Genomic DNA, 11,728 nt, shown 5'->3' with positions numbered 1-11,728 from the left:
AAGCGATCAATATCAGATACACCGATCTATCGTTATGCCCGCGCTAAGTCGTAATTCGTTTGCAAGCTAACCCAGTAAGCTGGGGTCGTGTTGAACAAGCGGGCAAGGCGGTACGCTGTATCAGGTGTGATCCCCGTCGTGCCCTTGATCAGCCGCTCGATCCGCGTCCGAGGCACGCCCAGACGCCGCGCAAACGCGATGGCCCCCATCTCCAGAGGATCAAGGTAAAGCTCTTTGAGGACTTCACCGGGATGCATTGGGTCTTCAAGCAAGCTCATCGCCGGATACTCTCTCAGGCCGCGCCAGTTCGGGGTTCTGCGTTCATCTCATCAGCGTAGATGAATTGCTTGGCATCGTCGCGCACTTCCAGCGTCGCCCCGTCAATCGCGCCAACGGCAAGGCCTGCGTTCACCCGCCGCGCCGGTTTACCCGCACTAAGCCACTTTCCCGCTTTGCCAACTGCGAAGCGCCCTTTGCGCGCTCCAGCTCCCTTGCCTTCCGCAGCGTCCATGATGACCACAGCGACCTCTTCCATCCGGAACAGCCCGCCCTGGCTGGCCGGGGGCATCTTGCGCTTTTGCAGCGACTGGCGCGTCACGTCCAACCGCTTGGCAACATCGGCCAAGCTGACGAGGTCAGGCCGCACTTCCCACAAAACCGAGCCTTCCGGCAATTGCTTTTTGATCGCACGCGCCGCATCGAGGATCGCATCTTCCGCACGATCACTCGCTGCTTCCAGCGCAACGCCAAGCACGCCAGGCACACCAGTGCCGACGATGGCATCCTCGAAGCCAGCCTCGAAGACCGCGTCCATCAGATGGAACGCTTCATGTTCACCCTCTGGAAGGGCGAAGATCAGTTCAAACTCGATTTCTGCCATATTATTCGTCCTCTTGCGCGCCTTCGTTCGTGTTATCGAGTTTCGTGCAACCAAGCGCCCGACTTCTCAATTGCCGCGCAAAGCGGCCAGGATTTTGAGGCGTCGACCAGACACCCATCTGACAAAACTCACCGCACCTACAGTCAGGATCGTTGTTCGGACACCGGATCAGGCCCCAAGCATGACCGCGCCCGGAACGCAAAGTGACCGTCCAACCCAAGGCCTCCAGCTCACGCAGAACGGCTTCGATCTCCTTGGACTTGTGCGACTTTCTAGGCATTAAATAGGTCTCTTTCTTTAAGTTGTCAACTGACAACTTTATTGCTTCGAGTCGATTGAGGGGCTACCCCAACAAAATCGAAACGTTCACAAGCCTTCAACTTGCATTCCATTTTCGGCCAACCACTCTTTACGGGCCCTCCAATCAGGGAGATGTTGCTCAACCTTGATCCAGAATTTCGCCGAATGATCGGAATGATGGGCATGTGCCAGTTCATGGATGATGATGTATTGCGCGATCCTCGGCGGCAAAAGCGCAGCCTTCCAGTGAAAGGAAACCCTCCCCTCTGATCCGAACGAACCCCACCGGAAGCCTAGGTCCTGGACTTTGACTTCATTGATGTTCACATCCATGCGGTTTGAATGCTGAAGGGTTTGCTTCTCGAACCAGGCCTGCGCCTTGCGAATATACCAGGAAATAAAGACTTCCCGGCCTCTATGGACCGAGGCCGTTCGAAGACAGAAGCGTCCATTCTTCAATGTCAGATCGACAAGCTGACGGTCGACCAAGCGAAGGCGATAACTTTTACCAAGATACAGGAACCCCTCGCCATCGACGAACTCCTTAACAGGGGCCCTTCGCTGAAGCCGCGCCTTTTCCTCTAACTTGGTATGCACCCAAAGCAGTTTCTCCTTAACGAACTCGACCAGTTCACTTTCTGTTGCGTCCGGCGGCGCAAGAATTACAAGTTCACCCGACCTCTCCACGGTAATTTGGAGGGTCTTTCTTCTATCGCTTCGTCGTATGTTGAACGACAGGCCATCTACGTCCAAATGCTGGTCGAAAAAACGGACTGAGCGGCCCCCGGTTCGAATGGGTGAAAGCGGGAGGTTTGGCATCAGAATCCCCTCAAGGCTTCGTCATTGGCCTTGGCTTGCTGCATCAAATGCTCCGACAACCGCTCTGCATCCAAAACACCAAGCCCCTCGATCTTTGCATCAACCAGTTTTTCGAAGATTTCAGATCGCAGATTTTCTTGATCAGCCATCTTGAATGTGCTCCAGATTGAGCGATTGGCAACAACCTCTTCGACAATGCGATCCACGATTTCCTGGGTCACACGATGCAGAGCCTGAAGATGTTGTGCCGGAGTGTTTTCGTCCGCTCCCGCCTCTTCTAGAACGGTGCGAAGGAAGGGGACATAAATCTCCGGTATATCGAATTCAGTTTCGCCAGTTGATTGGGACTCTGACCGGAGCTCATCAATAATCGCTTGAAGCTGCTCGATGATTTCATCCCACTGATGGCCAAAGCCATCTAAAATCTGATTAAGGCGCTCGGACATCTTCTTGAACCGAACAGGGTCAGTTTCGAGCTTCTTGCGGATATGTGAACGGATCGCGTGTTCCATCTCCGAAGCTTTGGCGCGCGCACCGCTTGCTTGCCCAACCTGGTCTTCAAACTCGGCATCCGTAAGTTGAACGGGAGGTATCTTGGGATCGATACCCAACGAGATCACATGGTCATCAATCAGCTTTCGGACCTTAGCACCCACATCTGAACCTATGACGGCGACATCGCGGAACCTGTTCCGCGCGCGCGCCTGGATATAGGCAAGGCGCTTTGCATCCTTCACAAATGGCAGACCCTCGGGTCTTGGAAGCACGATTTCCAAGGATTTGAGGAAGTCCTTCAGCTTCACCGTGAACTCAGCCCTAACCTTTTCGGTGGCCAAAACCTGAAGGCATTTCTCATCGTCAGACAAGTCATCTAGGCCCTCCCGCCGGAAAATGTCGACGACCCGAATGTGCCGATCTCGCAGAATGGGAATTTGGTCGGTGAGACTGACCAGCGCTCCGTCGATGTCTTCATCCGAATAGGCGGAAAGGGCCGACTTCAGGTGATGCGCAACGCCGAAATAGTCCACGACGATCCCGCAGGTCTTGCCAAAACCGGTTCGATTTACACGGGCAATGGCCTGCAACAGCTCGGCTTCACGGATCGATCGGTCAAGGTACATCACGCCTTCGATGGGCGCATCGAAGCCCGTCAAAAGCATTGATTTCACGATCAGAAACGCGAGGGGGTCCGACTTGGTAGGGTCCTTGTGAAACAGAGGTTTCTTGAACCGTTTGATCCGCATTTCCTGCGCTGATCCTTCGGTCCACTGCTTCCAGCTGGCATCATCATTGTTGCCACCGGACATAATCGCCGCAAACTCGATCTTCTCCAGCGTATCGCGGTATCGCCAAGCCTGGACCAACGCCTGCAGCTTTGCGGGTCTGATGCAAAGCTCTTCATCGTCCAACGACTTGTCACGATCAGGCAGAGCCGCCGCTTCGGCCAAAAGCTCATCACGTGCCTCCAAAAAAGCCGCATAATACCGGACGACCGCTGTGCGGCTGTAGGCCACGACCTGCGCCTTGTACCCGTTCGGCAAAAGATTGGTCACGTAGTGCTGCAGCATGTCGCGGGCCTTTTCCCCGATCAGTTCCTTGGCCTCCAGGATGTTGCCCTTGGTCGCGTATTTCTTGCGGATCGCTTCCAGTTCCTCATCCGAACGGCCGCGAAACATATCCTCGAACAGGCCGTCCAGGGTGGCCCCGTCCTTCACCGCACCCTCAGCGGTGCGACCCTCGTAGAGCACCGGCACAGTTGCCCCATCGGCCTCGGCTTCCTTGATCGTATACTGGTCGATGAAATCGCCAAAAATCTCGGTCGAACGCTTCTTCTCCCCCATGATGATCGGCGTGCCGGTAAAACCGATCCGCGCGCAGTTCGGCAGCGCTGCCAGCAAATTGGCATGCAGATCGCCCGCCTGCGTACGGTGCGCTTCATCCACAACGACCAGGATCGTGTCATCTTCGTTCAGCACATCAAAGGCCGGGCCCTTCGTGACCTCGGCCACATCCTCGTCGGTGCGGTATTTCTGGATCGTGGCAAAGACCAACCCCGGACCCTTCCGGCGGGCCAGCCGCTTCAAGGAACTGTTGCTTGTCGCCAGTTCCACCACATCACCGGACATCGTCGCCGTTTCAGACAGTTGCCGTTGCAGGTCCTTGCGGTCGGTGACCATGATCACCTTGAACTTCCTCAGGTCCAAATCCGTCCGCATCTTGCGGATCATGAAGACCATGGTCAGGCTCTTGCCGGAGCCTTGCGTGTGCCAGACGATGCCGCCGCGCCGGTCATATTCGCCGTCTTGCAACCGCGTCTTGCCGGTCCGCAGGCGCTCCAGCGCGCGGTTCACGGCGCGGTATTGCTGATAACGGCAGACGGTTTTGATGGTCTGGCCGCCCACATTCATGAACAGCAGGTAGTGCCGCAGGATATCCAGCAGATGCGCGGGGCGCAGCATGCCCGCGATCATGCGTTCTTGCTCGGACAGGCGTGTCTTGCCAAGTGCCGCAGCCACCTCATCCTCGGAGCCTTTGCCATCCGGCCCCACGACCGTCTTCCACTGCCCGTAATACTCCAGCCCCGCACCGATGCAGCCGACGCGGGCCTGATCGAAGCTTGTGGCGATCAGCAACTGGACCGAGGCAAACAGCGCAGGCGCGCCTTCGTTCTCGTCCACCTCCAGCGCGGCCTTGCGGGCGTTGTGATAGCGGCGCAGTTGCTTGACCGCCTCGGCCAGCGGTTCCGGGATGCCGGGGCTTTTCGCCTCGACCATCACAACGGGGATACCGTTCACCAGCATCACCACATCGGGAATGATAAAGCCCTTGCCCACGTCATGGCCGGGCGGGCAATCGACGCGGAACTGGTTGGAAACGGTGAAGCTGTTCGCCTCCACATCGTCCCAGGCGATGTAGCGGATGGTCTGGCCGCGCCCACCGTCCCAGCCGGGCAGGCCCTCGACCGTCAGGCCCTTGAGCAGCAGGTCTGTGACCGCCTGATTGGCCTCCATCAGCCCGCGCTGGCCGTGGCGGGTGAGCGCGCTGACAGCCTCGGACAGGCGCGCCTCGTCGAGCCATGGTTTGCCATCGGGGCCGGGATTGATGGCGCGCAGGCGCTCGCGCAGCGTGGCCTCGGCGATGACCTGTTTGAAGCTGTTGCGCCCGGTCAGGGCGGGGTCGTCCATATTGCCGGTCTGCGCCTGCCAGCCCATGGCGACACATTGGTCGATAAAGGGCTGTTCCACATCGTCGAACTCATGCCCCATGTGCAGCCTCCCCGTCGAGCAGCGGCGTGACGGGCACCCGCCCGGTGAGCAAGTCGTCCATCAGGCCGGATTTTTGGAGCCGGAGTTTTTCAAGCTCAGCGACTTCAAAGCTTAACTTGCGATCAAGTCCAGCTATCCGGTCGGCAATAATCTTGTCCTCACCGTTTGTCGGCTTCGCAATCGGTATTCTGCGAACGTCGCGAAGGTTAATCCCTTGTACTGCAACGCCAATGGTGTGGTTAGCGACAAATCGCTTTGCTTGCTCAGTTTCGAGATACGCTGCGACAAAACGTGCGTCGAGCCCCCTTAAGCTGAGCCGCGCCGTATCCTGGGTAATGTTGGCATTCTCAAGATGATCAGGAACAATCACCATCCGTCCGACTGACCCACGAATGCTAAACAGCAGATCGCCACCTTTCAGTCGCGATCTACGGTACTCGACGTCAATTCTTGGATCGGTCAGCAACAGTTGCTCGGACAAAATCCGACCGCCGATTATGTCGCGGACTTTTACAACTGGAACACCGCCTTCATAGTGATGGCCGGGCATCAGAATGCCGTAAACGACGGGTCTCCGGTTTTCGACTACGCTGTCCAGTTCCACAGCATCCCACTCCTTCGGGAGCCAGCCGAGTGGGGTTTCTTTGTAGAGGTGGGGGGCCTCGGCGTGTGGGGGGCGGAGGTCTCCGTTGGCGTCGATGCCGCGGGTCAGAAGGTCATGCAGCAAGCCCTGCTTCATCGCCTTCAGCTTCGCCACCACCGCCTCCGTCCCCCGGATCGCCGCATCCAACGTATCCAGCACCTCAGCGATTTTGGTGGCCTCATCTACTTCGGGAAGCGGAAGGTCGATGTCACCGAACTCAGAACCAGATATTTCGAGAAACGTGGTTCCAGAAGCGCGGCGCATCAGTTCGGGTTTAAGCTTCTCGACAAGGTGGTAGAGAAAATCAGTGTTGCGCAGATTGAATGGCACAATGGACTTGAAGCCCTGATTTGTTGCCATTGGTACGGTGTTCACAGCGCGCGCCCCCAATGTAGCGCGGGATGTGATTAAGAGAGAATTTGGCGGTAGCAGGTTGGCCCCACTGCCTGCCAATCCGGCCTGTGAAATCGTCTCACTCGTTTCGCTGATTTCTTTCGTGGCAAGCGAAGTCAGTTCGCCCGGCGTGACCCATGGTATGCTTCCATTCCAAAGTGATGGCGCATCCCGAGAAGGCGTTCCGCCACTGACAACAGTGCCAACATCACGAATCTTTTTCTTCGGCCAATGAGCCGGTGTTTTGCTAAGGAAGTCCGCGTATTCTGTAAGTGGCTCAGACATAGCCCAACCCCTTCAAAAACCCGGCCAGCTTGTCTGTCGCCTCGGCCCGTGCGCCCTCGATCTTGGTCAGGGTTACGCGATACTTGTCCCACCAGTTCTCGAACGCCGCCACGATCTGGCCGCGCTGCGCTGCGATGTAGCGGGTCAGGATCTTCTGCATGTCATCATGCAGGATTTTCAGCAGCAGCTCCGCCGCCTCCTCGGGTGACAGCCCGTCAACGCCTGCGTTGATCTCATCCGTGAACTGCGCCTGCTTGGCCTTAAGCGTCTTCTTGACCTCGCTCAGCTCCTTCTTCCAGCGCTTGATCTGCGCCTCATCCACCGGTTCGTCCTCGTCCTCTTCTTCCTCGTCCTCTTCGGGCTTGGCCGTCGCCGCCTTGATCTGTGCATCCAGTTCCGCCTTGCGCGCCTCAAGCTCGGCAATCTCGCGCACGAAGTCGCCCATCAGGAAAGCGACCAGCTTGTGATCCAGCGGGTTTTCCTTGTTCCCCTTATCCTCCAGCGCCGTGACGATAGAGGTGCGCCAGGCATCGACCACGCCCTTGGTGTCGCGCGCCATGAGGGTCAGGAAGTCAAACCGCGACTGGTTCCAGAACTGCGCGATGATGCCCCGCACGGTAAACGGGTCGAGCATGGCAAGGCTTTCGAGCGTTTCGGAAAAGCTGGAGAGCAGTTCATCGCGCAGCGTGATGAGCGCGGCGGGGTCTTCGGCCCCGGCGAGGGATTTGATGCTGTCCTGATGCGCGCCCCACCACGCGTTGAAGCTGTCCTTGATCTGCGCTTCGCGGGCGACGAGGCCCGCATTGGTTTCGATGGCCGGTTTGAGGTCTGACTTGGCGGTCAGGCTTGCGGCGAAGTCGAGATAGTTTTCATCGCGCGGCGTCAGCAGGTCCATCGGGTCCAGCCCGTGGGATTGGAACAGGTCCGCCTTGGCCTCAACCTCTGATTTCGGGATTCCGCCGACAAGGTGCGCGCGCACGTCATGCGGCTCGGGCGGCGGGGCGTTGTCGGCATAGCGGCGGATGTTGAGGTTGAAGTCATTCTCGCGCAGCGTGTCGATGTCGACGATGGCCGAGAAACCGGGGATTGCGCGGTATTCCTCGAACGTAGTGACGATCTTTTCGATGTGCTCCGGCAGCAGGTGGTTCTGCGCGCGCCCTTCGAAATATTCGCGGTCGGCGTTGATGAAGAGCACCTTGCCCTGCCGTTCGGCTGGCTTGCCCGAGACCAGGTTCGCGCCATGGTGCACCCGCTGGCGCAGGACGATCACGCAAGCCGGAATGCCGGTGCCGTAGAAGAGCTGCGGGCCGAGGCCGATGACCGCCTCAACCTGATCGCTCTCGATGATTTTCTGACGGATTTTACCTTCGTCTCCGCCCCGGAACAGAACGCCGTGCGGCATCACCGTCGCGATCATGCCGCCGTCTCGGCTGACGGCCAGCATGTGCTGCAGGAACATGAGGTCAGCCTTCTTGGAGCCAAGCGGCACCTCATGGAAGAAGCGTTCCCGGAACTTGGGCTGCCACGTGTATTCGCCAGAGCGATCCTTGTCCTTGGAACCCCAGTTGATCGAGAACGGCGGATTCGTGAGGATCCGATCAAAGCGGCGCAGTTCGCCATCCTCGACGTGTTGCGGTTCGCCCAAGGTGTCCTCGTTCCGCAGGTCCGCGCTGTTGATGCCATGGAGCAGCATGTTCATCTTCGCGATGGACCAAACGGTGCCAGCAGCTTCCTGACCGAAAAGGTTAGCCCTGCGCCCGTCCTGGCCATGTTCGTCGATGTAATCCTTGGCCGCGATGAGCATACCGCCGGACCCGCAGCAGGGATCGTAGATATCATGTTCGAGCGTTGGCTTCAGCAACCTGACCATCATCCGGACGACCGAACGCGGGGTATAGAACTCGCCGCCTTTTTTGCCGGCAGAGTCCGCGAACTCACCAATCAGGTATTCGTATGCTGCGCCCAGAAGGTCAGGAAATTCAAAATCTTCGTTGCGAAGCCGGATTTCACCGAAGTGATTGATGAGTTGGCGCAGCTTCTGGTCGCTGATCTTGCTTTGGCCCACTTTGCGGGTGAAATCGATGTGGTCGAGGACACCTTCGAGCGCAATGTTTTCGGATTCAACGCCGCCCAGGGCTTTGTTGAGCTTGTCGCCGATGTTCTCGTGCGCTTCGTCAACCAGGTGACCAAAGCGCGATTGCGGCGGAACCCAGAACGTGCCGCTGCGCCCGTACCAAACCTTGTTCTCCGCTTCTTCGGCGGCCTGCTCCGGGGCCACACCGCTCGCGATACGTTTTTGCACCACCTCTAAGCGGGCCTGTTCGAACACGTCCGAACAGCGCTTCAGGAAGAGCATCCCGAAAATGTACTCTTTGAATTCCGAGGCATCCATCTTGCCGCGAAGGATGTCTGCAGCGCTAAAAAGGTGACGCTCCAATTGGGCGAGTGTCAGTGGCATCTACTGGTATTCCTAAGTTGGCGCGCGCTCAGAGCGTGCAAATGTACAAATTACGCTGGCGTACGCCGCAGGACAGGCCGCAGAGGTATCAATGCGAGGGGCTTTAATGCATCGTGTCATTCTTCAATCAATTTTTTGAGCTGACGGTCTGCAAGCCGCAACGTGATGACGGAACCCGAAAGAATGGGCACCAGAATTCCAGATAGTGCTACCGCAAAGATGGCCGCGCCGGATATCAACGTAAAATCATGAGGCTGCCCCCCGAAACTCAGCCTTAGGAAACCGATCAAATAGAGTGCGCTGGCAACCAAGAGTACCGTATTGAGCGGTTCCAACGGCTCGACTGCGTTGCGGCGTGCACGCTCCAGTGTTGCGCGCCGAAGTTTCTTCCAGTTGTCGCTTGGCTTTTGCATCGGCTTAATCCCTTACCAGTTCGATCCAAGTGTGAACGTCATCATCTCTGACTTCCCGCCCCTCGAGATGTGACTGATACCAGCGCGCGACGATGGCCCCGCGCTTCTCACTTTTGATCTTTATGTTTTCTTCGTTGAGGTGCTGATCGAGCGAGGTCTCAATCTGTTTCAAGGCTTCAAAGTCATGAGATGCACGGACTGTCTGCGTTCCGAGCAATATCCACGCAGCATCTACTTCAAACCGGTCTGACATCGCGACAAGCGCCTCCACAGGAAGACCCCGTTGGCCCTTTTCGTAGCTGTGATAGGCGCGATGTGAGACGCCAATCGCCTCCGCCATTGCTGTTTGCGTCAGGCCGACTTCGTTGCGCGCGATAGCAAGGCGCGCGCCCATAGCAATGAAAACTGATTTTGCGTCCTGCCGCATGCAAGGTTCCCTATTGACGAAATCGCCATAACGAGCGAAACTGCACGAAATGACGTATTTCTTGCCCTTAAATCATCTGAGCATGTCATAAGGTGCAGAACAAGCGATTCTATTCATATCCAGCGATGGAGGCCGAAATTGACCCAGGAACGTCTTCTCTCTCCCAAACAGCTCAGCGAGATCGTTGGGCTCAGTCCTGCGCAAATTCGCGCGCTCATGAACACCGGGAAGCTAGAGTTCGTGGAGATCTCATCGAAGACCAAGATGCTGACGATGAGCGGCTGGGAGCGGTTTCAGAAGAACGCGACCAAGGTCAAAAGGGCCGAGAGTTCGATGGCGAATTGACGGGGGTGTCCGGTTATGGCGACGACCAATCTCAATATCAGCGTGATCGACAAGCGCATGCTGAAGCAGTCCGAAGCCGCGAGTTATGCCGGGTTGCCGGTGAAGCACTTCAAGGCGGCTTGTCCCGTGCGCCCCGTTGAGTTGAAGCAAGGCACGCTGCTTTGGGATCGCCGTGACCTCGATCTCTGGATTGATGATGTGAAGTCTGGGGCTGTGACCGATACCCGCGACACCATTCTGGACCGCCTTTGATGACACAGGTGCGGGTCAAAGGGTTCAAGATTTTCAAGGACCGGCACGGCAAGCAGCGATGTTATCACCGCGAGACCGGCCACAAGGTTGACCTGACCCACGCGCCTATTGGTTCCGCCGAGTTCTTTGCCGAATGCGAGACGATCCGCGCGATCGCCGAGGCGCAGCGGGCGAAGGCACCGAAGGCCGGAACACTTGGGGGGCTGATCCAGTCCTACTTTGAGACCGAGCACTTCCAAAACCTCGCCGAAGCCACCCGGCGCGACTACCGCAAATGTGCCGATTTCCTTGAGCCGATCCGCGATACGCCGATCCACGTTATCGACACACCGCTAATCGCGGGTATCCATGACAAGGCCGCAAAGAAGATTGGTTGGCGGCGGGCAAATATGGTCCGCACGCTTCTCAGCGAGGTGTTTCGCTACAATATCCCGCAGGGGCTCATCTCCGCCAACTTCGCCAAAGACGTCATTCCCAAGAGACGCCCGCGCGACCGCGCATATGCCAACCGCCCTTGGACCATCGAAGAACGGGACACCGTCTTGGGCAAGGCCAAGCCTCATGTGCGCGTGGCCCTTGCCCTGATGATGAACACCGGCCTCGACCCGTCCGACGCCCTAAGATTGCGGAATGATCAGGTCGACGGCGGCACGATCTGGGGCGTACGCGGCAAGACAGGCGAAGAGGTTGCGATTCCGGTCAGCCCGACCCTTCAGGCCGCGCTTAACCGCATGCCTAACCACGACGCCGAGACTGTGCTTTCCAATTCGCGCGGTGAGGCATGGACATACAACGGCTTTTCGACCGTTTGGCACCGCTTCAAAACCGCCCTTGAGAATGAAGGCCTTATTGAAAAAGGCCTGACCCTCAAGGGCTTGCGGCACACCGTCGCCACGACTTTGCGCGAAGCAGGGCTCGATGAACGCCGCATCGCCGACCTTCTAGGACAGAAGACACCTTCCATGGCGCGGCACTATTCCCGCTCGGCCAACCTTGCCGAAAAGAACCGCGAAACCATAGCGACGCTGGAAAAAGAAAACGAAAAGCGCGCGAAGATTGTCAAACCTTCGCAGAAAAGCGTCAAACCTGACCGAAACGAGGATCAATCATGAGCAAAAAATACAAATATATCAGGATGTTAAATGGTGCCCGGGGGCGGAATCGAACCACCGACACGAGGATTTTCAATCCACTGCTCTACCCCTGAGCTACCCGGGCACGGGAAAGGTTGTTCACCTTGGGTGGGG

General features: G+C 57.5%; 11 protein-coding genes and 1 tRNA gene. 3 read left to right on the top strand and 9 right to left on the bottom strand.

All coding sequences use genetic code 11. From position 1 onward, the window contains the following. Positions 1–32: 32 nt before the first annotated feature. The 8 genes from ED661_RS17600 to ED661_RS17560 form a co-directional block, all read right to left on the bottom strand. On the bottom strand, positions 33–278 hold the full coding sequence (locus ED661_RS17600; protein ID WP_122075573.1) for a HigA family addiction module antitoxin: 246 nt from the start codon (positions 276–278) through the stop codon (positions 33–35). A 14-nt stretch (positions 279–292) separates the two neighbouring features. Beyond that, the gene (locus ED661_RS17595) at positions 293–880 is read right to left on the bottom strand and encodes a hypothetical protein (protein ID WP_122075571.1); all 588 of its coding nucleotides are present in this window, start codon (positions 878–880) and stop codon (positions 293–295) included. Between the two features lie 366 nt (positions 881–1,246). Next, complete coding sequence (locus ED661_RS17585; RefSeq protein ID WP_122075569.1) at positions 1,247–1,999, bottom strand: M48 family metallopeptidase; 753 nt, start codon at positions 1,997–1,999, stop codon at positions 1,247–1,249. After that, positions 1,999–5,265, bottom strand: coding sequence for an HsdR family type I site-specific deoxyribonuclease (locus tag ED661_RS17580; protein WP_122075567.1), 3,267 nt, complete (start codon positions 5,263–5,265; stop codon positions 1,999–2,001). The genes ED661_RS17585 and ED661_RS17580 overlap by 1 nt, the downstream gene beginning before the upstream one ends. Continuing rightward, on the bottom strand, positions 5,255–6,586 hold the full coding sequence (locus ED661_RS17575; protein WP_122075565.1) for a restriction endonuclease subunit S: 1,332 nt from the start codon (positions 6,584–6,586) through the stop codon (positions 5,255–5,257). Before ED661_RS17575 ends, ED661_RS17580 begins: the two co-directional genes overlap by 11 nt. Further along, positions 6,579–9,044: a type I restriction-modification system subunit M gene (locus ED661_RS17570; RefSeq protein WP_122075563.1), complete on the bottom strand. Its 2,466-nt coding sequence runs from the start codon at positions 9,042–9,044 to the stop codon at positions 6,579–6,581. The genes ED661_RS17575 and ED661_RS17570 overlap by 8 nt, the downstream gene beginning before the upstream one ends. 116 nt (positions 9,045–9,160) lie before the next feature. Beyond that, a complete protein-coding gene (locus ED661_RS17565) occupies positions 9,161–9,457 on the bottom strand; it encodes a hypothetical protein (RefSeq protein ID WP_014881195.1) in 297 nt (98 codons plus the stop codon). Positions 9,458–9,461: 4 nt separating this feature from the next. Continuing rightward, a complete protein-coding gene (locus tag ED661_RS17560) occupies positions 9,462–9,884 on the bottom strand; it encodes a helix-turn-helix domain-containing protein (RefSeq protein ID WP_014881196.1) in 423 nt (140 codons plus the stop codon). 138 nt (positions 9,885–10,022) lie between these two features. On the opposite strand from ED661_RS17560, the gene ED661_RS17555 reads away from it, so the two are divergent. Genes ED661_RS17555 through ED661_RS17545 form a run of 3 tightly spaced genes read left to right on the top strand, consistent with a single transcriptional unit; the run spans position 10,023 to position 11,593 of the window. Then, positions 10,023–10,229, top strand: coding sequence for a hypothetical protein (locus tag ED661_RS17555; RefSeq protein WP_122075561.1), 207 nt, complete (start codon positions 10,023–10,025; stop codon positions 10,227–10,229). Positions 10,230–10,244: 15 nt separating this feature from the next. Next, on the top strand, positions 10,245–10,481 hold the full coding sequence (locus tag ED661_RS17550) for a hypothetical protein (RefSeq protein WP_081893890.1): 237 nt from the start codon (positions 10,245–10,247) through the stop codon (positions 10,479–10,481). Continuing rightward, entirely contained in the window at positions 10,481–11,593 is a 1,113-nt protein-coding gene (locus ED661_RS17545) for a tyrosine-type recombinase/integrase (protein ID WP_122075559.1), read from the top strand. The genes ED661_RS17550 and ED661_RS17545 overlap by 1 nt, the downstream gene beginning before the upstream one ends. Positions 11,594–11,624: 31 nt before the next feature. Here ED661_RS17545 and ED661_RS17540 read toward each other — a convergent pair. Continuing rightward, positions 11,625–11,699 (bottom strand) — tRNA-Phe (locus ED661_RS17540). Positions 11,700–11,728 lie beyond the last annotated feature (29 nt).

Source organism: Pseudophaeobacter sp. EL27 (genome assembly GCF_900313025.1).
Taxonomy (GTDB): Bacteria; Pseudomonadota; Alphaproteobacteria; order Rhodobacterales; family Rhodobacteraceae; genus Pseudophaeobacter.
Note: the sequence above shows the minus strand (reverse complement) of the source record. Positions and strands in the feature narration are given on the sequence as shown.

Bases quoted from the DNA above. Each gene is read 5' to 3' on its own strand.
- ED661_RS17600 (WP_122075573.1), bottom strand. From the start codon at position 278: ATGAGCTTGCTTGAAGACCCAATGCATCCCGGTGAAGTCCTCAAAGAG.
- ED661_RS17595 (WP_122075571.1), bottom strand. From the start codon at position 880: ATGGCAGAAATCGAGTTTGAACTGATCTTCGCCCTTCCAGAGGGTGAA.
- ED661_RS17585 (WP_122075569.1), bottom strand. From the start codon at position 1,999: ATGCCAAACCTCCCGCTTTCACCCATTCGAACCGGGGGCCGCTCAGTC.
- ED661_RS17580 (WP_122075567.1), bottom strand. From the start codon at position 5,265: ATGGGGCATGAGTTCGACGATGTGGAACAGCCCTTTATCGACCAATGT.
- ED661_RS17575 (WP_122075565.1), bottom strand. From the start codon at position 6,586: ATGTCTGAGCCACTTACAGAATACGCGGACTTCCTTAGCAAAACACCG.
- ED661_RS17570 (WP_122075563.1), bottom strand. From the start codon at position 9,044: ATGCCACTGACACTCGCCCAATTGGAGCGTCACCTTTTTAGCGCTGCA.
- ED661_RS17565 (WP_014881195.1), bottom strand. From the start codon at position 9,457: ATGCAAAAGCCAAGCGACAACTGGAAGAAACTTCGGCGCGCAACACTG.
- ED661_RS17560 (WP_014881196.1), bottom strand. From the start codon at position 9,884: ATGCGGCAGGACGCAAAATCAGTTTTCATTGCTATGGGCGCGCGCCTT.
- ED661_RS17550 (WP_081893890.1), top strand. From the start codon at position 10,245: ATGGCGACGACCAATCTCAATATCAGCGTGATCGACAAGCGCATGCTG.
- ED661_RS17545 (WP_122075559.1), top strand. From the start codon at position 10,481: ATGACACAGGTGCGGGTCAAAGGGTTCAAGATTTTCAAGGACCGGCAC.